Source organism: Alphaproteobacteria bacterium, assembly GCA_041396705.1.
In the GTDB taxonomy this organism is placed as follows: domain Bacteria; phylum Pseudomonadota; class Alphaproteobacteria; order CALKHQ01; family CALKHQ01; genus CALKHQ01.
Genome location: JAWKYB010000019.1, coordinates 39,748 through 60,762, shown reverse-complemented (window position 1 = coordinate 60,762; position 21,015 = coordinate 39,748). Strand labels below are relative to the sequence as shown.

15 protein-coding genes and 1 pseudogene are annotated in these 21,015 nt (G+C 71.0%); 5 read left to right on the top strand and 11 right to left on the bottom strand.

The window, feature by feature from the left end; translation table 11 throughout:
• Positions 1-12 precede the first annotated feature (12 nt).
• The 6 genes from R3F55_22610 to R3F55_22585 form a co-directional block, all read right to left on the bottom strand.
• On the bottom strand, positions 13-1,002 hold the full coding sequence (locus tag R3F55_22610; protein MEZ5670169.1) for an endonuclease/exonuclease/phosphatase family protein: 990 nt from the start codon (positions 1,000-1,002) through the stop codon (positions 13-15).
• A 102-nt stretch (positions 1,003-1,104) separates the two neighbouring features.
• Positions 1,105-1,845 carry an SDR family NAD(P)-dependent oxidoreductase gene (locus tag R3F55_22605; GenBank protein ID MEZ5670168.1) on the bottom strand — a complete coding sequence of 247 codons (741 nt, stop codon included), beginning with the start codon at positions 1,843-1,845 and terminating at the stop codon, positions 1,105-1,107.
• On the bottom strand, positions 1,842-3,026 hold the full coding sequence (locus tag R3F55_22600) for a serine hydrolase domain-containing protein (GenBank protein MEZ5670167.1): 1,185 nt from the start codon (positions 3,024-3,026) through the stop codon (positions 1,842-1,844). Before R3F55_22600 ends, R3F55_22605 begins: the two co-directional genes overlap by 4 nt.
• A gap of 70 nt (positions 3,027-3,096) precedes the next feature.
• Complete coding sequence (locus tag R3F55_22595) at positions 3,097-3,675, bottom strand: hypothetical protein (GenBank protein MEZ5670166.1); 579 nt, start codon at positions 3,673-3,675, stop codon at positions 3,097-3,099.
• Between the two features lie 430 nt (positions 3,676-4,105).
• The gene (locus tag R3F55_22590; GenBank protein MEZ5670165.1) at positions 4,106-5,224 is read right to left on the bottom strand and encodes a hypothetical protein; all 1,119 of its coding nucleotides are present in this window, start codon (positions 5,222-5,224) and stop codon (positions 4,106-4,108) included.
• 31 nt (positions 5,225-5,255) lie between these two features.
• On the bottom strand, positions 5,256-6,389 hold the full coding sequence (locus tag R3F55_22585) for a hypothetical protein (protein ID MEZ5670164.1): 1,134 nt from the start codon (positions 6,387-6,389) through the stop codon (positions 5,256-5,258).
• Between the two features lie 362 nt (positions 6,390-6,751).
• Between R3F55_22585 and R3F55_22580 the strand changes: the two genes are divergently transcribed.
• Positions 6,752-8,167 carry a hypothetical protein gene (locus tag R3F55_22580; protein MEZ5670163.1) on the top strand — a complete coding sequence of 472 codons (1,416 nt, stop codon included), beginning with the start codon at positions 6,752-6,754 and terminating at the stop codon, positions 8,165-8,167.
• Positions 8,168-8,383: 216 nt separating this feature from the next.
• Positions 8,384-9,079, top strand: a complete 696-nt coding sequence (locus R3F55_22575) for a hypothetical protein (GenBank protein MEZ5670162.1) — start codon at positions 8,384-8,386, stop codon at positions 9,077-9,079.
• 36 nt (positions 9,080-9,115) lie between these two features.
• Here R3F55_22575 and R3F55_22570 read toward each other — a convergent pair whose 3' ends face one another.
• Together R3F55_22570 and clpB are read right to left on the bottom strand one after the other, a co-directional pair.
• Positions 9,116-10,375: a CapA family protein gene (locus tag R3F55_22570; protein ID MEZ5670161.1), complete on the bottom strand. Its 1,260-nt coding sequence runs from the start codon at positions 10,373-10,375 to the stop codon at positions 9,116-9,118.
• Between the two features lie 149 nt (positions 10,376-10,524).
• Positions 10,525-13,187, bottom strand: a pseudogene (gene clpB / locus R3F55_22565) (ATP-dependent chaperone ClpB).
• 145 nt (positions 13,188-13,332) lie between these two features.
• Between clpB and R3F55_22560 the strand changes: the two are divergent.
• Both R3F55_22560 and R3F55_22555 read left to right on the top strand, forming a co-directional pair.
• A complete protein-coding gene (locus R3F55_22560) occupies positions 13,333-14,076 on the top strand; it encodes an MOSC domain-containing protein (GenBank protein ID MEZ5670160.1) in 744 nt (247 codons plus the stop codon).
• Positions 14,077-14,282: 206 nt separating this feature from the next.
• Positions 14,283-15,209 (top strand): hypothetical protein, encoded by a 927-nt coding sequence (locus R3F55_22555; protein MEZ5670159.1) that lies wholly within the window; start codon positions 14,283-14,285, stop codon positions 15,207-15,209.
• Positions 15,210-15,227: 18 nt separating this feature from the next.
• Here R3F55_22555 and R3F55_22550 read toward each other — a convergent pair whose 3' ends face one another.
• The 3 genes from R3F55_22550 to R3F55_22540 form a co-directional block, all read right to left on the bottom strand.
• Entirely contained in the window at positions 15,228-17,663 is a 2,436-nt protein-coding gene (locus R3F55_22550; GenBank protein MEZ5670158.1) for a DNA translocase FtsK 4TM domain-containing protein, read from the bottom strand.
• Positions 17,664-17,694: 31 nt separating this feature from the next.
• Complete coding sequence (locus R3F55_22545) at positions 17,695-18,921, bottom strand: aminotransferase class I/II-fold pyridoxal phosphate-dependent enzyme (protein ID MEZ5670157.1); 1,227 nt, start codon at positions 18,919-18,921, stop codon at positions 17,695-17,697.
• 273 nt (positions 18,922-19,194) lie between these two features.
• The gene (locus tag R3F55_22540; GenBank protein ID MEZ5670156.1) at positions 19,195-20,001 is read right to left on the bottom strand and encodes a sigma-70 family RNA polymerase sigma factor; all 807 of its coding nucleotides are present in this window, start codon (positions 19,999-20,001) and stop codon (positions 19,195-19,197) included.
• 295 nt (positions 20,002-20,296) lie between these two features.
• Between R3F55_22540 and R3F55_22535 the strand changes: the two genes are divergently transcribed.
• Positions 20,297-20,920: a helix-turn-helix domain-containing protein gene (locus R3F55_22535; protein ID MEZ5670155.1), complete on the top strand. Its 624-nt coding sequence runs from the start codon at positions 20,297-20,299 to the stop codon at positions 20,918-20,920.
• The last annotated feature ends 95 nt before the right edge of the window (positions 20,921-21,015 follow it).

Sequence of the window (21,015 nt, the reverse complement as noted above, 5' to 3'; positions counted from 1 at the left end):
GGGCCGGCCGGGCTAACGCGCCGTCACCACGGCCCTGATCGGCAGGTGGTCCGAGCCGGCCGGCGGCAACGTCTCGGCCGTCACCGCCAGGTCCGGCGACACCAGGATGTGGTCGATCGGCAACCCGAGCGCGCCGAGCCATACCGGCCAGGTCGGCCGGTAGCCGGCGGCGCCGCACAGCCCGGTCGACTCGCGGATCGTGCGCATGGACCGCGACCACGGCGTCGCGTTGAAGTCGCCGGCCACGACCAGCGGGCCGTCCAGGCCGGCCATCGCCGCGATGAGCGAATCCACGTCGCGTGCCTGCCAGCGACCGCTGCCGTCGAACGGACGGCTGAGGTGCGTGCCGACCAGCGTGAAGCCGACGGAATCCGCAGCGGCCTGCTCCGCCTCGTCGGCCGGTGCCGCGCCGTCGCCGGCGGCCGAGTCCGCCTCGGGTTCGCCAAGCGCGAAGCGGGCGCTGACGATCGGCGGCGTGCCCTGGTCGCGGCCCATGGTCTGCGCCAGGGTGAACGGTCGGCGCGCCATCAGCGCCATGCGGCAGCCGCGGGTCTGGGCGCAGTCGATCTGCCCGGGATAGATGTCGGCGAGCGCGGTGCCCAGCGGGGTGTGCACCGGCCCGTACTCGATCAGGATCACCGCGTCGGCATCCGCCTCGCGGATGCGCTGTTCGATGTCCTCCAGGTCCAGGTTGCTGGCCAGGATGTTGAAGCTGAGCACGCTGAAGGCCGGCCCGCCGCCTTCGCCGGCCGGCGCTTCGCACGAGCCGGTCGACGTCACCGCCAGCGTCGCCCAGCCGCTGGCCAGCGCGCCGACGATGAAGATCGCCCAGCGGCCGACCGGCAGCGCCGCCAGCGCGAAGGTGCCGACGAAGATGGCAAGATGTGGCCGGAAGTGGCTGGCGGTGTCGGCGATCGGCCAGATCGGCGCCAGCTCCGCGGCAGCGATCGCCAGCGCACCGCCGCCGACGCCGAGCCACAGCAATCCGATCAATCCGCCCATCGCGCCCGCACCTTCCGCCCGTGCGCCGGCACGTGACTCGGCCACGATGCGGCACCCAGCGGTTTTACGGGAAAGGGGGACGCGCGCAAGCGGGCGCAGCGCTCAGTAGGTGGCGCGCCCGCCGCTGAGGTCGAAGACGGCGCCGGTGCTGAAGCTGCATGCGTCGGACGCCAGCCAGAGGGCGAGGGCAGCGTCTTCGGCCGGCTCGCCCAGCCGCCCCATCGGGCTCTTGGCCACCATGGTGGCGACGTGCGCGGGCGTCATCTGGTCGAGGATCGCGGTACGCACCGCCGCCGGCGCGATCGCGTTGACCAGTACGCCGGTGCCGGCCAGCTCCTTGCCCAGCGCCTTGGTCAGCGCGATCGTGCCGGCCTTGGCGGCGCTGTAGCCGGCCGCGTTCGGCGTTCCTTCCTTGCCGGCCAGCGAGGCGACGGTGACGATCCGGCCCCAGCCGCGTGCGACGAGGTGCGGCGCGACCAGCCGGCACACGGTGAAGGTGCCGGTCAGGTTGACGTCGATCACCCGGCGCCAGTCGGCCGGGTCGGTCTCGACCACGGGCTGGGTCGGGCCGGCGAAACCGGCGTTGTTGACCAGAATGTCGACCGCACCGAAGCGGGCCAGCGTGGCCGACAGCGCCGCGGCCACCGAGTCGTCGTCGGCGATGTCGGCATGGAACCGTCCGTCGGCCGGCGCGTCGTCCAACTGACGGTCCCACCGCGCCACCGCCGCGCCGGCGCCGGACAGCGCGTCGGCGATCGCCGCACCGATGCCTTGCGCCGCGCCGGTGACGATGGCGGTGCGCCCGGAGAAGTCATAGACGATGTGCGCGTTCGGTGCGGTCATCGGCTGGCGAGCCAGTCGTAGACCGCGGTCTCGAAGTCCAGATAGGCCGGCAGCGCGACGGTGTCGGCGAAGGGCAGCAGCTGGCTGCCCCAGAAGCCGCCGACGCCGTTGCGGCGGTCGATCCAGTAGTAGCAGTTGGCGAGACCGGCCCATCCGACCGAGCCGGCCGGTCGGCCGGTCGGCGCGTCCTCGTCGTTGATCATGAAGGTGTAGCCCCAGGACTTGCGCTGGCCGGGGAAGAACTCGGCCACGTTGGTCACCTCCGGGTTCGCCGCCGGCAGCGCCGCCACCCGCTGCGGCGGCGTCAGGCCGTCGGTTACCGCCATCGCCACCGTCTCCGGCTGCAGCACTCGGCCATGCGGTCCGGCCCCGTCGTTCAGCCACATGCGGATGAACCGGATGTAGGCGGGGACGGTGCCGTAGAGCCCATGGCCGGCCATGTCGACCTCGGGGTCGTCGGGCAGGCCGAATGCGTCGTCGGGTTCGAGCGCGCCGTCGGCGCCGCGTCGATGGATGGTGGCGGTGCGCGCCTTCATCGCCGCGGTACGCGTGAAGGCGATGTCGGCCATGCCCAGCGGCGCGAACACGCGCTCGCGCAGCACGTCGCCCAGACGCCGGCCGCGGATGCGCTCGACCGCCAGGCAGGCCCAGTCGATGTTGGCGCCATATTCCCAGCGTTCGCCGGGGTCGAACAGCAGCGGGACTTGCAAGGCGGCCATGCGGCCGGTGGTGACCGACAACTGGCCCCGTTCGGCTACGAGCCGGCGATAGATCGGATTGAAGCTGTCATAGCCAAGGCCGGCCGTGTGCAGCAGCAACTGGCGGGTGGTGATGTCGCGGCGGGGCGGCCGGGTCTGCGGGGTGCCGTCGGCTGCGAAACCGGTCAGCACCTGCAGCCGGGCGATCTCCGGCACGTAAGTCTTTGTCGGTGCGTCGAGGTCGAGCAGCCCGTCCTCGACGCATTGCAGCACGGCCGTGCCGCCGATCGCCTTGGTGACGGAGTAGTAGGCCAGCACCGTGTCCTCGGTCATCGCCGGTCCGCCTAGCCGGCGCACGCCTGCGGCGCCGGAATAGAGCGTGCCGTCCCGCCCGGTCACCATGGCGACCACGCCGGGCACGCGCGCCGCTCCCGCAGTGGCCCGCGCCAGCACCGCATCGCAGGCCCGTTTGAGCTGGTCCACGCCGTTCCGCTCCCCTCGCAGCTTGATAGACCCGATTGTTGCCCAGGTCGCGACGAGCGTCCATCCGCGGCTATGCCACCCGGCCGCTCCAGGGCATGCCCAGCGGAAGGCCGCAGCCGCCCCAGCTGCCCTCGAAGACGCTGCCATCCTGGCCGGCCTGGAACCGGGCCTCGAACGTGCCCCACACCGTCAGCGGCTGATGGAACTGGAAGCCGTTCGCGGCCAGCGCGGCGGCCGGCGGCACCGGGAACAGGCAGGGAACCGGGCCGCCGGCACGGACCCAGGTGCCGCGCAGCACGCCGTCGTCGCCCATCCGGCCCCACGCCAGCCGGGTGCCGTCGTCGTAGACCAGGTACCAGTCGCTCGATCCCGAGCTGAGAACTCCGGCGGAGAAGCTGCCTTCGCTGGAGGTGAAACGGAAGCTGAGCTGGAAGCCCGGCGGCACGGTCCACCAGCCGTTGCCGCCGAAAGGCGCCGGGGCCGGCCCGAAGCCCGGCGGGTTGGCATAGGCTGGCGCCGTGGCGAAATCGCCCGCGGTCTGCGCCGGGCCTGCGACGGGCACGCATGCGGCGAGCGTGGCACCGGCGACGATCGCCGCCACGAGGCTGGTCCGGTACCTCCGGGACGGTGCCCTGCGGATGCTGGTCATGGTCATTCTCCCTTGCTGTGCGGGCTTTGCGCCTGGGCCGGACCCGCTGTCCGGCCTCGGCATTCAAGCTGGCCGTGCAAGGGAGTGGTCGCCATGGGGTCGATGCCCCATTCGCCCCGGCCTCGCCGCCGGTTTGCGGGCGTCGCGTCGGATCACCGGGTCTCGCTTCGCCTCAACCCTGGGTGAGGCGTGGCCGCCGTCACAGGGCGGCGGTGGCGCATGTTCCAGTTTCGAAGGAACCGGCAATTCCTGTCGGCTGCGAAGGAGACCGACCATGCGCGCACACGCCTCGATCCGTCAGCACACCGGCCGCCTGGAGGCGCTGCTGCCGGGCGGCGGGGCCGCCGCGGCCCTGTTCGCGATGCTGCTGATCCTCGCCGTCTGACGGCGGAAGCGGCCGGGCGGGACGTCCACTCCGGCCGCATCGCGCTCATGCGATCTCGAAACGCACGGTCGCCGAGTAGGCACCCGGTTTCTGCACCAGTCCGAGCAGCCCCTCGCCGAACCTGAAGCGGACGACCTCGGGTTCGAACTGTTGGGCCGGATCCTCGACGAACACGGCGACGTTCTCCGGTTCGAAAGCGTCGTCGCTGACGATGCTGAGCAGCTGCGCATAGAACGGCACCATGCCGCCGGTCAGGGCCATGATCAGCGGCGCGCCGATGTACCCGTCGGTCAGCACGAAGATCGCCAGCAGGGCGCCGATCACCAGCAGGCCCAGCAATATCATTGCGAAGCCGTCGTTCTTCGGCTTTTTGAACAGGGCCCGGTCGAGCTCGCCCAGGAAGATCACGGCGCGGAAACCCTGCGGCAGGCCGTCGGCCGGATCGAAGTCGAAGCTGCCGAGCTCGAGCCCGTTCTGGGCCTTCTCCTCGCCATCCTTGAACTTGCCGAGCTCGATGAAGTTGTCGAATACCGCTCGACCCGCCGCCAGGCCCGCTTCGTCGAAGCCGATCGCCTGGATGGCGATCTCGTCGCGGCCTTCCAGCAGCTCCCGGGTTTTCTCGTCGCAACGGATGGAGTCGAGCCGCAGGACGACCCGGCGCGCCGTCGCACCGCGCGGCTGTGCCGCCCGGCCGACAACGGCGCGTTTCGGGCGTCGGCCGCCACGGGCCGCAGGCGCGGCCTTGTGCATGGACTCCGGAAAGGCCTGCGGATCCGCGCCACGGCGGGCGCCGACAGCTTCGGTGCCGCCTGCTCCAGCCTGGGCCTGGCCTGGGCGGCGACCGGCGTCGCGCTCTTCAGGTCGACCGCGGCAAGCTCGCGGTAATGCGATGCGCGGGCGCTGGCCTTCAGCCGCGGCTTGACCGCGTCGACGATGTCGCGCTGGCGTCGCCGCGGCAGGTCCTCGAACAGGGCGTGCAGCAGGCGTTCTGGGCTGCGGGCGTCCGCCGGCAGCGGGTGGTCGCGCGGGTCCTCGTGATGGGCGACCACCTTGTCGATCACGAGATCGATCATCCTTGGCGGTTGCCCATTCGATGTGGTCGCGCAGGCGCCGCAGGTCGGGGTCGGCCTGGATGCGGCTGCGGATATCGGTTGCGGTCTGCATCGCGTCTCCTCCCTTGGTGTCTCAAGCAAGCTCAAATCGATAGTCGATGCGGTAGCGGCCACGCTTGTTGGTGCTGAACGCCGTCAGGTCGTTGACAAGCTCGACCGACTGCACGTCGAACACGTCGTCGGCCGCATTCACCTCGGCGGCGACGACCTTCGGCTCGAACACGTCGTCGCTGAGCCGCCGACGCACGCCGAGCGCGACCGTAAGCCCAAGTCCGATGATCGCGCCGGCGATCATCGCGACAGGGATGGTGACAAGGGCCGAGGCGCCCAGGATGATCAGCACCAGCCCGTAGATTTGCACCCCAAGACCGACCGCCAGGAACGACAGAAACGTCGCCGCGGTCGCCTGGTCGAGTTCGCTGCTGTCCCTGCTCGAACCGGTCCTTCTCGGCGGCGACCAGGATGGCGAAAATGGCGGTCGGTAGGCCCTCGGCCGCACCGATGGTGGCCTGCCGCGTCTCGAACTCGACCCCACGCACCTGATCCTGGTCGAAGCTGCCCAGGTCGAAGGTGTCGCGGGTCTGGCTGACGGCGCGGATCAGGTCGTCGGCGGTGAACAGGCTGACGGTCAACGCCATCTCGTCCGCACCCTCGAACAGCTCGCGCGTCTTCTGCACGCATTCGGCCCGCTCCACCCGCAGCGCGAAGCGGGCGGCGACGCCGCCGCGCGGCGTGGCACGGCCGGCAAGTGCGACCCTGCGGCCACGCGCCGGTTTGTCCGCTGCGACCTCCTTGGCCGGTGCCGGGCGCAGCGCTTCCAGCTTGGCCAGGATGCGCTGCCTGTCGGCGGCGGCCGGGACCGCGAAGCCGGCCTTGATCCGGGTCTTGGCCTGCTCGAACACCGGCGTCGCGGCGGTGAGCGGAATGTCGGCGAGGTCGCCATAGCGCTGGCGGCGCGCCTTCGGGTCCAGCCGGTCCTTGAGCTTGCGTGCCAGGCGGCGCTTGTCGCCGTCCGACTTGCGCTCGACCAGCCGGTACAGGCCCCATTCGATCGAGTTCCGGTCCGCCGGCAGCGGATGGTCCTTGGGATCGTCGAGATGGGCGACGACCTTGTCCAGCGCCAGTTCCATCACGTCGGCGATCCGCTGGTCCGCGGCCTTCAGCAAGGCGCGCAGATGCGGTTCGCCGTCCACCAGGTCTTTGAAGGCTTTCTGCATCAATACCCCCGCGAGCGCGGGCGTGGGGCCGGGCTCGCTCGCCGACGGCCTTGCGCACCGCGCCGATCAATCGCCGGCCCGCGCCCGGATCGGGCCGCACCGGCAGGTCGCACACAGAAGGGTTCGGAACAGACAAGAGGCAGGCCGGTCATTTATTGCGCCGGACCTGGAAGGAAAGTAACAGGAATGCCATTCCTTGGAAACTGAAAAGTAATGACCTGTTCTCTGTTTGTGTGACGACAGTCACAGCGGCGTTCGCACCCCCGACGGCCGTGACTGGGCTGTCGCCTGCCCCCAATGGCCTTGTTCCGCCCCACGGTTGATGAGACCATCCTGTGGCACTGGCATCGAAGGAGGCGGGCGTGCGGCATGCAGCGGCGGTTGTGACGATGCTGGCGACGCTGGCGGGTGCGGCGCAGGCGCAGCAGGGACCTGGCCTGGCCGACCTGCTGGCCATGTTGCCCCAGCTGCAGCGCGACCGACCGCCGTGGATGATCTTCGCCTATGCCGACTTTCGTGCGGTCGAGGCAGCGGCCGGCATCGTGCCGCCGCTGGCCGAGACGGCAGTCGGCGGCGCGGCGGACAGCTTCGAGACCTGGCCCGAGGATCGGCAGGAGGCGTGGCGCTTCGCGATGCGCCGGCTGCTTGCCATGCCGCGCGACCTTCTGATCCACACCCAGTGGGTCGGCCGCGCGCCGGTTCCGCTGGTCTATGCCTTGGGCGTCGACTGGTTCGCCATCGATCGGGTGATCGTCGTCGGAGACCAGCCGCAGGTGACGGTATTGGCCGGCGACGGCCCGCTCACCGACGACGAGACCCTCGCCTGGAGCGACCTGCGCCTCCGCGGCTTCGCGCGCGTCGAGCGCGACGGCGTTCCGGTGTGGCATCGCTTCGACGACGACATCCGCGCGATCCAGCTGACCGACGAAGACATGCGTTCTGATCCGTTCGACGGCGATGTCATGGCTGCGATGCGCATGGCGCTGGCCGCCGCAGCCGATTGGGTGCCGGGCCGGGAAGGCGGAGTCGCGGTGATCACCGAGAACTGGGCGGATCTCGATGCCGTGCTGGCGATGCGCAGCGGCGATGCTGCGGCGTTAACGACCGCGCCGTTGCTGCTGCCGATGATCGAGGCGGCCCGGCAGATTCCCGGTGTCGACCCGCGGCCGGTGCAGGCCTGGGCGATGGAGCTGTCTCTGCTTGCGATGGGCAACGCTCCCGGCATGGCGACACTGCTCGACATGCTTGCCGGCAGCGACGGCCAGATCGACCTCGACGAGGCCCTTGCGCAATCTGAGGCGGGAGCGGCGGATCGCACGCCGCTGCCGGCCTATCCGCTGGCGCTGTTCGTCGACCTGCAGGCCGGATCCGACCAGGTCAACGCGATCCTGCTGCCTTATGCGGATCGCGGCGATGCGGACGCCGCCGCCGCATCGCTGGGCCGGGCCCTTGCCGACTGGGTTCCGGCCGGCAGCACCCACGGCCCGCTCGTCGCCGAGGTTGGCGGCGCGGTGGAAACACTGGTGGTCGACGCGCCGGCCCTGGCCGGGCCGGTCGCGCTCGGCTTTCTCGCGCTGACCGGCGAACGGCCGACGGACGCCCAGCGCGCGGCACTCGATGCCGACGCGGCCGGCAACGCCGGCGCAATCGCCATTGCCGCCGTGCGATACCCGATGCCGTCGGCAGGCGGCGCGGAGCCGGAACGCGCCGGCCGCGTGATCCATACCTGGCACGCGGCCATCCTCGCGCGCAGCTTTGACGTGCTCGCGGTGGAGTAAAGGCCGCGTCGAAGCCGCGGCACTGCCCCGGCGTCGCGGTCCCTCTTGCCAGAACCGGGGCCCGGGCGCAGCATCGCCGCGCTGTCATCGTTGCGATGATCTGCCGCGAGTCGTTCGGCGGCTGCGCGGGCCGCGAGAACCATCGACGGATCGGAACCGGCGGGCGCCTGCGGTCAGGCGCACCGTTCGGTGTGCCGACGGAACGGGAAGGACACCATGCGCACGACTGTGATCGCCTTGTTGCTGCTGGCGGGGGCCGGCCCCGCATTCGCCGCCGGAGACCTGCACTGCCGCTATGCGAGCAGCGGCATCCTGACCGGCGCGGACAGCAATGGCGCCGGCCTGCCGCCGGGCCAGATCACGCAGAGTGGCGATGCGTCGGTGTTCGTCATCGCGCAGGGCCAGTTCCACGATGCCAACGACTGCCCGGATTCCCTCGCCGATGCCCAGGCCATGGCCGGCGGCCAGCCGACTGGCGGCGGGGGCGGCGGGCAGCAGGCGGGCGGCGGCGCCGGCGCAACCCCCGATGTCAGCATGGAACCCACCTTCGGCTCGGTGTCGCTGGCGGCCGGTTTCGAGCCCGACCCGCACGAGGTGATGCTGGCGGCCGGCGGCCCGCTGGACACTGGCGCCGCGCTGCTCGATTGCGTCGCAGGCATGATCGCCGAGGCGCCCGACTATCGGCTGCAGTACACTGCCGGCCAGTACAGGCTGACCTTCTCCGTGCATTCGGACGCCGACACCACGCTGGTCGTCAACGACCCGCAGGGCAACTGGGTCTGCAACGACGACGCCAACGGGGTCGATCCGCAGCTCCAGTTCGACCCGCCGGCCAGCGGCCAGTACGACATCTGGGTCGGTGCCTGGGGCGATATCACGCCCGACGCGACGCTCACCATCACCGAGCGCTGAGCCGGCGCGACGGCGGACGGCCGCCGGCGCCGGCCCTCAGCGGCAGGCGTCGGCGGGCGCCGCAGCGGCGGCAGCCTGGGTCGGCGCGTTGCTGTCGGTCAGGACGATCGCCTCGACCGGCGGATGCAGCCAGGTCGGTCCGAACAGGCGGACCGCCAGGCAGAAGGCTGCCTTCGACGCCCAGTCGCCGTCCGGCAGGGCCGGGCGCACAACGCGGTCGCGGCCGTCGATGCGCGAGGCGTCGACATAGGCCGGCAGATAGCGCACGGCGTTGACCGCAAGCCGGCCGTCGGCGCCGCGGCCCAGGCCGAGGAACAGCATGATCGTATAGGCGCGAGGATAGGCCTGCTGGTTGCTGATGAAGTTGCCTAGCGAATAGGCGACGAAGGTGGTGCGGCCGTCGGCGTTGTCGATGCGCTCCCACCGCTGCAGCACATGCGGATGGGTGCCGATCACCGCCATTGCGCCGGCCTCGGCGAAGCGGGCGGCGAGCTGGCGCTGGTGCCAGTTCGGCGCGGTCTCGAACTCCTCGCCCCAGTGCGGGGTGACGATCACGCCGTCGGCGAAGCCCGCCGCCAGCAGGATGCGGATCAGCTGCGGGGTCTGCGGATCGTCGCACAGCAGCACCAGCGAATCGGGGTCGGCCAGGCCGTTGGTGTGGTGGGCGCAGGCCAGCCAGCCGATGCGCACGCCGCGCACGTCGGTAAAGGCCACCCAGTCGATCGGATTGCCGGCCTGGGCCCGGGTGCCGCTCGGTTGGATGCCGAGCGCGCTCAACAGGGCATGCGTCGCCTGCACGCCGACGGTGCGCCGGTCCATCGCATGGTTGTTGGCCGTGGCGGCGACGTCGAAGCCTGCCGCCGCCAGGGCCGATCCGACGATCGGCGGATAGTTGAACAGGGGATAGCCGCCATAGACCCACTGGTCAGGCCCGAATGCGGCATCGGCGACATACACGCCGTTGGCGGCGATGCCTTCCGCCATGGTGCCTTCCAGATTGAAGAAGGCGACGTCGGCGGCGCCGATCCAAGGCTCCATCGGTGCCCACAGCGAGCGATAGCCGTCGGGGTCGCCGTTGCCCTGCCGCTGCACCCGGTCGTGCAGCAGCACGTCGCCGACCGCCGCGATCGTGACCAGCACATCCTCGGCGGTCGCGGGGAAGAATGCGGATGCGGCCGCGGCGTCCGCTTCGGCGTCGGCGCGCGCCGGCCCGGCCAGGGCGGCAAGAACCGCCAGCGCCGACGCCGCCAGCCTCCTGGTCCGCCGCAACGCCGCCGTCGTGGCTCGGTCATTCATGCTGTGCCGTCGATCCGAAGAGGGTGCGGGATTCGGCCGACACCCTAACGGAGGCGGGTCAGGAGGGCACACCCAGGGTCGCGCGCGTCGGCTGCATGCGCCTGCCGCGAGGCGCCGGCATTGCGATTTCTCCCTCTCCCGCACGGTGCCTACGGGAGAGGGAGGTCGTGCAGGGCCGAGCGCGCGATGCGCGTTCCCGGCGGTCGCTCGAGGCCGCGACCTACGCCGCCTGCTCGATCCTCGACGGCCAGCGTCAAGCCGCCTTCGCCGACATTCACCGCCACCGTATCGCCGTCCTTGACCGTGCCGCGCAGGATGGCGTCGGCCAGGCTGTTCTGCAGCGCGGTCTGGATGGTGCGCTTCAGCGGCCGCGCGCCGTACACCGGGTCGTAGCCGGCATTGGCGAGCCAGGCGCGGGCCTGCTCGGTCACGTCCAGGGTGATGCGGCGGTCGTCCAGCATCTTCTGCAGCCGCTTGAGCTGGATGGCGACGATGCCGCCCATGTTGGCCCGGCTCAGCCGGCTGAACAGCAGGATCTCGTCGAGCCGGTTGAGGAACTCCGGCCGGAAGTGGCTGCGCACCATGCCCATCACGGCGTCGCGCGCCTCTTCGACGTTGGCGTCGTCGTCCAGCGCGGCGAGGAACTCGCTGCCCAGGTTGGAGGTCATCACGATCAGCACGTTGCGGAAGTCGACCGTGCGGCCCTGTCCGTCGGTCAGCCGGCCGTCGTCCAGCACCTGCAGCAGCACGTTGAACACGTCCGGGTGCGCCTTCTCGACCTCGTCGAACAGCACCACCTGATAGGGCCGTCGCCGCACCGCCTCGGTCAGCGCGCCGCCCTCGTCGTAGCCGACATAGCCCGGCGGGGCGCCGATCAGGCGGGCGACCGAGTGCTTCTCCATGAACTCCGACATGTCGATACGGACCATCGCCTGGTCGTCGTCGAACAGGAAGCCGGCCAGCGCCTTGGTCAGCTCGGTCTTGCCGACGCCGGTCGGACCGAGGAACAGGAACGAGCCGATCGGCCGGTTCGGGTCCTGCAGGCCGGCGCGGGCGCGGCGCACCGCATCGGAGACGGCCTTGACCGCCGGGTCCTGGCCGATCACGCGCGCCTTCAGCGCCTCTTCCATGTTCAACAGCTTCTCGCGCTCGCCCTCCATCATCTTGTCGACCGGGATGCCGGTCCAGCGCGAGACGATCTCGGCGATCTCGATGTCGGTGACCTGCTCGTTCAGCATCTGCTCGTCGGTGTCGGTCTCCGCCACCGCCAGCTTCTTCTCCAGGTCGGGGATGACGCCATAGGCGAGCTCGCCGGCGCGGTCGTAGCGGCCGGCGCGCTGCGCCTGCTCCAGCTCGATGCGGGCATGGTCCAGCTGCTCCTTCAGCGCCTGGGCACCATGCAGCTTGTCCTTCTCCGCCTGCCAGCGGGCGGTCAGCGCGGCCGACTGCTCCTCCAGCCCGTTCAGCTCCGCCTCCAGCTTTTTCAGCCGGTCCTTGCTGCCGGGGTCCAGCTCCTTCTTCAGCGCCTCGCGCTCGATCTTCAGCTGGACGATGCGGCGGTCGAGCTCGTCGACCTCCTCGGGCTTTGATCCACCTCCATGCGCAGGCGGGCGCTGGCCTCGTCGACCAGGTCGATCGCCTTGTCGGGCAGGAAGCGGTCGGTGATGTAGCGGTGGGAAAGGGTAGCCGCGGCGACGATCGCCGAATCGGCGATGCGCACGCCGTGGTGCAGTTCGTATTTCTCCTTGATGCCGCGCAGGATGGAAACGGTGTCGGCCACCGTCGGCTCGGCGATGAATACCGGCTGGAACCGTCGGGCCAGCGCGGCATCCTTCTCGATGTGCTTGCGATACTCGTCCAGCGTGGTGGCGCCGACGCAGTGCAGCTCGCCGCGGGCCAGCGCCGGCTTCAGCATGTTGGAGGCGTCCATCGCGCCCTCGGCCGCGCCGGCGCCGACCAGGGTGTGCAGCTCGTCGATGAACAGCACGATCTCGCCCTCGGCGGCGGAGACTTCCTGCAGCACGGCCTTCAACCGCTCCTCGAACTCGCCGCGATACTTGGCGCCGGCGACCATCGAGCCGAGGTCGAGCGCCAGCAGCCGCTTGTTGGCCAGGCTCTCCGGCACGTCGCCGTTGACGATCCTCAGCGCCAGGCCCTCGACCGCTGCGGTCTTGCCGACGCCGGGCTCGCCGATCAGCACGGGATTGTTCTTGGTACGGCGCGACAGCACCTGCATGGTGCGGCGGATCTCTTCGTCGCGGCCGATGATCGGGTCGATCTTGCCCTCGCGCGCGCTGGCGGTCAGGTCGCGGGCATATTTCTTCAGCGCGTCATAGCCGCTCTCGGCCGAGGCGCTGTCGGCGGTGCGGCCCTTGCGCAGGTCGTTGATGGCGCCGTTCAGCGCCTGGGCGGTGACGCCGGCCTTGGCGAAGGCGTCGGCGGTAGGCGTGCCCTTCGCCATCACCAGCGCCATCAGCATGCGCTCGACGGTGACGAAACTGTCGCCGGCCTTCTCGGCGATCTGCTCGGCACTCTCGAACAGGCGCGCGGTCTCGGGCGCCAGATAGAGCTGGCCGGCGCCGCTGCCCTCGACCTTCGGCAGCTTGGCCAGCGCCGCCTCGATCCCGGCCTTCGCCGCCGCGGCGTCACCGCCGGCGCGGCCGATCAGATTGGCGGCCAGCCCCTCCTTGTCGTCTAGCAGGGCCTTGGCGAGATGTTCGGGGGTGAAACGCTGGTGACCCTCGCGCATCGCGATGGTCTGGGCCGCCTGCACGAAGCCGCGCGACCGCTCCGAGTATTTCTCGACATTCATCGATCGATCTCCCTATGCACGCCTTCTTCGAAGCACGTGTAAGCCGCCGCGCTGTGCGCCGGCGGGTCCTTCTCCGATATGGGTGTGTCGGCATGGCCACACAAGCGGTTTGACAGCGGCAAAGCGCCTCTCGATAGTCCGGCCCATGCAGATCCAAGCCGTTGCCATCTTCCGCTATCCGGTCAAGGGACTGGCCGGCAACGCGCTCGCCGAGGCGACGCTGGAGCCGGACCATGCGCTGCCGGGCGACCGCCGCTTCGGCATCGCGCGCGGCGGGGCGGATGCCGGGGGTGCGCCCCGTTTCCTCAGCCTCACCCGCCACCCGAGGCTGGCGACACTCGCCGCGGCGTTCGATGCGGCGACGTCGGTGCTGACGATCAGCCGGGCGGGCAGGCCGGTCGCCCGCGGCGACATCACGGCGCCGGCCGGTCGCGCGACCATCGAGCAGTTCTTTTCCGCCTACATGGCGCGCGAGCTGCAGGGCCCGGCCCGGCTGTACGACGCCTGCGATGACGCGGCGCCGGGCGCGGTGGCCGGCGCCTTCACCGACACGCCGCAGCAGGCGGTACACATCCTCAACCTGGCCAGCGTGCGCGACCTGGAGCGGGTCACCGGCACGCCGATCGACGCGCGGCGGTTCCGCGCCAACATCCATATCGACGTGGCGCCGGCGTGGTGCGAGCTCGCCTCGCTGGGCAGCACGGTCGCGATCGGCGCGGCGCGCCTGCTGCTGGAGGAGCGGACCGAGCGCTGCGCCGCCACCAACGTCAATCCCGACACCGCCGAGCGCGACCTCAACATCCCGCTGGCGCTGAAACGCGGCTTCGGCCACCTCGACATGGGTGTCTACGGACGGGTGGTGACCGGCGGGCGCATCGTCGCGGGCTAGTTCGGCGCACCGCCCGGACCGGCGCGCCCGGCCGCCAACCCCAATTCCACAATGCAAAATGCTATTGTTACAAATCTGCGTCGAGCGATACGAAAAGACTCCCTAAAGCGCTTTACGCTGCGGTGCAAAATCGGCCAGGATCGCACGAACCGCAATCGGCCGCAGGACCAGGCGAGGTCCGGCCAGCGACAGGGAGCCGCGCGCGGATGTATCGACCCGACGATCACTATCTGTGGGATTTCTGGACCGCGCAGCGGGGGTCCGAGACCCACCTGTTCTACCTGCAGGCTCCGCGCACGCCGCACGACCCGGAATTGCGCCACGCCGGCGCACAGGTCGGCCATGCCGTGTCCACCGACCTGCGCCACTGGACCTACCGCGGTCTCGCCTTCGGTCGCGGGCCGCGCGGCGCGTGGGACAACCAGGCGATCTGGACCGGCAGCGTCATCGCGCACGGCAACGGCTGGGCGATGGCCTACACCGGCACCAGCACCGCGGAAAACGGCCACATCCAGCGCGTCGGCCTCGCGCTTTCCGACGACCTCGACGCCTGGACGCGCGTCGGCGACGGCCTGGCCCTGCAGGCCGACCTGACGCTGTATCGCGGCCAGAACCCGGACCACGACAACGAACTGGCCTGGCGCGACCCGTTCCTGGCGAAGAATCCGAGCGGCGAAGGCTATCTCGCCTACATCACGGCGCAGGTGCGCGACGCCGCCGGCGGCTATCCCGGCTGCATCGCGCTGGCAACCTCGCCAGACCTGGTCTGCTGGACGGTGCTGCCGCCGGTGGCGCGCGACCTCGGCTTCTTCCTGATGGAGGTGCCGCAGCTGGTCGAACTCGGCGACCGCTGGGCCCTGCTGTTCTGCGCGCGCGGCAACTGGATCGCCCCCCAGCACCCCTTTGCCGGCCAGTCCGGCACCTATGCCGCGTTCGCGGAATCGCCGGCCGGGCCGTTCCGCGACCCGCAACTGGTACTGCCGGCCGGACGCAACGGCGCCTATGCCGCGAAGGTGGTGGAGCGCGATGGCGAGCGGGTGATGATGGCGTGGGAAGGCTACCAGCCCTACGGCGGGCTGGCCGGCAGCCTTACCGACCCGCTGCCGCTGCCCGCGTGCCTGCAGCGGCGCTGACGCTCGCCGTCGTCCGGCCTATTCCAGGATCTCGCGCTTGCCGGTGCGGTCGGGTGCGCTGACCAGGCCTTCCTTCTGCATCCGCTCGACCAGGCGTGCGGCGCGGTTGTAGCCGATCTGCAGGTGGCGCTGGACCAGGCTGGTCGAGACCCGGCCCTCGCGACGCATCATCTCGATCGCCTGGTGATACAGGCCATCGTCCTCGCTGCCGCCGCCGTCCCCGCCCTCGGTCATGTCGAAGCCGGGGATGCCGGCGGCGATGTCCTCGTCCTCGGTGATGCCGTGCTCGTAGCGCGGGTCGCCCTGGGCTTTCAGTGCGGCGCACACCCGCTCCACCTCCTGGTCGGTGACGAAGGGCCCGTGCACGCGGGTCACCCGGCCGCCGCCGGCCATGTACAGCATGTCGCCCTGGCCGAGCAGTTGCTCTGCGCCCTGCTCGCCCAGGATGGTGCGGCTGTCGATCTTCGAGGTGACCTGGAAGCTGATGCGGGTCGGCAGGTTGGCCTTGATCACGCCGGTGATCACGTCGACCGACGGCCGCTGCGTCGCCATGATCAGGTGGATGCCGGCGGCGCGCGCCATCTGCGCCAGCCGCTGGATCGCGGCCTCGATGTCCTTGCCCGCCACCAGCATCAGGTCGGCGATCTCGTCGGCGATCACCACGATATAGGGCAGCGGCGTCAGATCCAGTTCCTGGTCCTCGTAGACCGGCTGGCCGGTCTCCGGATCGAAGCCGGTCTGCACCGTGCGGATCAGCGGCTTGCCCTTGGCGCGCGCGTCGGCCAGCGCGCCGTTGTAGGACGAGATGTTGCGCACGCCGAGCCGCGACATGGCACGATAGCGCTCCTCCATCTCGCGCACCGTCCACTTCAGCGCCACCACCGCCTTGCGCGGGTCGGTGACCACCGGTGCCAGCAGGTGCGGGATGCCGTCGTAGACCGACAGCTCCAGCATCTTCGGGTCGATCATGATGAACCGGACCTGGTCGGGCGGCAGGCGATAGAGCAGCGACAGGATCATCGCGTTGATCGCAACCGACTTGCCGGACCCGGTGGTGCCGGCGACCAGCAGGTGGGGCATCTTGGCCAGGTCGGCGATGATCGGCGTGCCGCCGATGTCCTTGCCCAGCACCAGCGGCAGCTTGACGTTGCCCTTGTCGTAGTCCTCCGAGCTCAGCAGGTCGCGCAGCGCGACCAGCTCGCGGTCGCGGTTGGGCAGCTCGATGCCGATGGTCGACTGGCCGGGCACCACGGCGACTCGGACGGAAACGGCGCTCATCGACCGGGCGATGTCGTCGGCAAGCCCGACCACGCGGGCGGTCTTGGTGCCGGGCGCCGGCTCCAGCTCGTACAGCGTGACGACCGGGCCCGGCCGCACCTTGACGATCTCGCCGTTGACGCCGAAGTCGCGCAGCACCGATTCCAGCAGGTGGGCGTTGTTGGTCAGGCCGGCCTCGTCGACCCGGCGGGCCCGCGCCACCTTGGGTTCGTTCAGCAGCGCGATGTCCGGCAGCACGAACGACTGCGGGTCGCCAAGGTCGAGCTTCTGCTGGGTCGGCTTGGCCACACGGCCGGCCGGGCGCGGCGCCTCGGCGGCGGGCATCACCAGATTGTCCGAGGTCAGCCCGCCGGTCGCCGGCTGCACCCGCGGCGCGGTTCGGCGCTGGGCCGCCGGCTCCGGCCTGTCGGCGGGGTCGGCGGCCAGCTTGGGCTCGCCGCGGCCGATGGCCGGTTCGATGTGGCGGCGCACGCCGTTGTGGCCGCGGCCGATCATCTGGCCGATCCACCGCGCGCCGGCGCCGACGCCCCTGGCGCTGCCGCGTGCGATCATGGCCCAGTCGCTGCGGCGCAGTGCGACCGCCGGCAGGAAAGTCAGCGCCGCCCCGATCGCGGCGATCCAGGCCACCGCGATCGGGTCGAGGTTGCGGATCAGGCCGGAGCCGATGCCGGTGAGATCGTCGAGCAGCACCCGGCCGACCGCGCCGCCCAGGCCGGCGCGCAGCGTCCAGGCCTCGCCGGCGGCGATGGCCGAGAAGGTGACGGCGGTCAGCAGCATGCAGATCGGCAGCGCCGTCAGCCGCAGCCACAGCGGCGCGAGGCCGAGCTGCGCGATCAGCCGCCAGCCCCATGCGGTCAGCACCAGCACCGGGATCGCCGCGGCGATCCCGATGGTCTGCAGCAGGAAATCGGCGATGTAGGCGCCGGGCGTGCTCAACAGGTTGCTCGGCGCGGCGGTCGAGGCGGTGTTCCACGACGGGTCGGCGGCGTCGTAGCTGAGCAACGCGAGCGCGAGCGCGACTCCGAGCCCGACCAGCAGCAGTCCGCCGATCTCCGCCATGCGGCGGCGGACGAAGGCCGCCGCGGCCGGCGGCAGGAAGGGCGCACGTTCGCTGGTGCCGCGTCCCGGTCGCCTGCGCGCCGTGCGCGACCGGGCGTCGGTTGCCGTTACGGCCATGGCTGATCCTCTTCCGTCATCCTTGCCGCGCTCATGTCCGGTCCATCAGCCGGGCCAGCCGCTGCAATGCCGGCTCCAGCTTCTGCGGCGGGTCGACCAGCGCCAGCCGCGCATAGCGCCGGGCGATGCTGCCGTCCGGGTCGTCGCCGAAGGCCATGTAGCCGCCGGGCAGGACCTTCACCGCAGCCTCGCGCCAGGCACGGGCGGCAAAGGCCTCGCCGTCGCCGACGTCCAGCCACAGGAAGAAGCCGCCGTCGGGCCGCGGCCCGGCGGCGTTGCCGAACACCGCGCGCGCCAGCGCGAAATTGGCGTCGTAGAACCGGCGGTTGTCGTCCACATGCGCCTCGTCGCGCCACAGCGCCACCGCGGCGTGCTGCAGCGGAATCGGCACCGGCGTGCCGGCGTAGTTGCGCAGGAAGGTGAAGGGCCCGACCAGGTCGGCGTCGCCGGCAACGAAGCCCGAGCGCATGCCGGCGGCGTTGGAGCGCTTCGACAGCGACTGGAAGATCAGGACGTTGCGCATGTCGGGGTTCACGACCGCGCAGGCCTCGGCCACGCCGGCCGGCGGCCTGCCGTCGGCGGCATAGAGTTCGGAATAGACCTCGTCCGCCAGCAGCACGAAGTTGTGCCGCTGCGCCAGCTCGACCAGCGCGATCCAGCGGTCGAGATCGGCCGCGGCGCCCTGCGGGTTGCAGGGCGAGCACAGATAGGCGACGGCGGCGCGGTCCAGGATATCCGGCGAGAGCGCGGCGTAGTCGGGCATGAAGCCGTGCTCCGGCCGCGCGGGAACGTGCACCGGCTCGGCGCCTGCCATGATCGTCGCGGCCCGATAGGCGTGGTAGGCCGGATCGGGCATCAGCGCCAGCGGCGGGCCGCTCGGCACCAGCGCACGGTCGGCGATCAGCTGGATGGCCAGGTACAGCGGCTCGCGGGTACCCGGCACCGCCATCACGTGGCGGTCGGGGTCGATCATGCCGGCCGGCAGGCGATAGCGCGTCGTCATCCAGTCGGCGCAGGCGTGCCGCAGCTCCGGGATGCCTGCCGGCAGCGGATAGCGGCTCCAGTCGTCGAAGTGGGCGGCCATGGCATCGGCGATGAACCGGGGCGGCGTGCGGCGCGGCTCGCCGATCGACAGGATCGACGGCTCGTGGCCCGCCGCCGCCGGCACGTCGGCCAACAGCCGGTTCAGCCGGGTGAACGGATGGTCGCGGATGCGGTCCAGCACCGCCCGGTCGGCGACCCGGTGTCCGCTCAGCATCCGCCCGCTCCGTTGCGCTCGCCGCAGGCATGCCCTGTCATGTCGCGAATCATGGCGAATCTGTTTCCAATCCGATATCAGAAAGAGCGGCTATCGCGTTGCCGGGTCAAGGGAATCCGCGGCCCGGGCACAAGTTCGTCGCCACGCCGTGTCGGCCGGGACTCGCGCGCCGGGCGCCGCGTTGGGCGGGCTTTGCGAATGTCGGCGCCAGCGGGACGCCAGCGATCGAACGGGCAGGGGCCAGGACGGGCGCGGAGCGCGGGGCGGGCGCGGTCAGGCGCCGGACGCCTGACCCACCAACGGTGCCAGCTTGGCGCGGAGCTTTTTCAGCGCGGCCTTCTCGAGCGTGCGCACGCGCTCCTTCGACAGGCCGAGCTCGCGCCCGATGGCCGCGAAGCTGGCGGCGGCATCGGCCAGATGGCGACGGGTGACGATCAGGCGTTCGCGCGGGGTCAACGCGGCCAGCGCCTCGCCCAGCGCGCCGCGCCGCGCGCGCGCGTCGCTGGCTTCGATGGCGGCGTCCTCCGGGGTCGGGCGCACGTCGGGCAGGCGGTCCGCCAGCGTTTCCTCGCCAGCGTCGCCATTGCCCTCGCCGTTGCCGTCGCGCGCGACGGGCCGGTCGAGCGAGCTGTCCGGCCAGGCCAGGCGCCGCGCGATCGAGATCACCTCGCGCGCCGGCACCTCGAACTGGCGTGCCATCTGCGCGATGGTCTCGCGGTTCAGCCGTTCGCCAAGCGCGTCCGCGCCTTCAACCAGGTCCGACGCCATCCGGCGCAGGGCGAGGAACAGCCGTCGCTGGCGCGCCCCGGCGCCGACGCGCACCATCGACCACGTGCGTACGGCATAGTCCTGCATCGCGGAGCGGATCCACGCCCGGGCATAGGTCGCCAGACGGACGCCCCGGTCGGGGTTGAAGCGCTGGACCGCCTGGGTCAGCGCGACGGCGCCTTCCTGCATCAGGTCGGCGACGGGAAGGTCGAAGCGGGCATAGCGCCGCGCCAGCACGGCGACGAAGCGCAGGTGGCTGGTGATCAGGGTCTCCGCGGCCGCCGGGTCGCCGGCCTGGATGCGGTCGGCCAACCGCCGTTCCTCTTCGCGGCTCAGGCGTCGGCCGTGCGAGGTCAGCATCGCTCGCGACGCAACGGCTATCCCGGCAGCCGTCACGGACGCGCGCCAGGGCGCCACGGCATCGCCGTCGCCTGCGTCATCGAACCTGTTCGAACCCGTGTCCACGCCGTCGTTCCGGCCGTTGCGCACCACGCCACATCATTGCCAAGACCCTGTGGTCTCGTGGCCTATATAACAACTGTCGTGCCGGCGGCGCAGCAAAGAATGCCGCCGATCGATGCGCCGATCGCAGCAAGGAGCCCGGGCCATGCCACGCAAGACCGAACCGACCGATCGCATCATCGACGCCGCGCTGGCGCTGGCGTCCGAGCGCGGCTGGCGGCACACCGAACTGCACGACATCGCCGCCCGGGCCGGCGTCGACCTCGCCACCGTCTATCGCGCGACCGGCGGCAAGGCCGGCATTCTCGCGGCCTGGTCCCGGCGGGTCGACCTGGCCATGCTGGACGGGATCGCGACCCCGGACAGCACCGAGACGGCGCACGACAGGCTGTTCGACATCCTGATGCGGCGGTTTGACGCATTGGGCCGGCACAAGGCCGCGGTGCTCATGCTGGTGCGCGAGATGCGCAGCCAGCCCGTGGCCGGCTTGGCGCAGACGCCGGCCCTGCTGCGCGGCATGCGCTGGGCGCTGCGCGGCGCCGGCCTGCGGGCCGACGGCCTGGCCGGCGCCGTGGCGGAGCGGGCGCTCGCCTGTGCCTGGCTCGCCACCCTGCGGGTCTGGCTCGGCGACGACAGCGCGGACAGCGGGCCGACCATGGCTGCGCTGGACCGCAACCTGCGCCGGCTGGCCAGCGTGGCGCCCGTGCTGCGCTCGCGAAGTGAACAGGGTCGGCCCGGCATGGCTGCCGGCGTGGAAGGCGCAGCATAGAGCCATTTTTTCGCTGTTTGCTGCAGCGCACAAATTTTTCTTGCATCGCGGCGGCGGTGGTCCTACATAGACGCTTGTGCGCTGCACAATTGGGC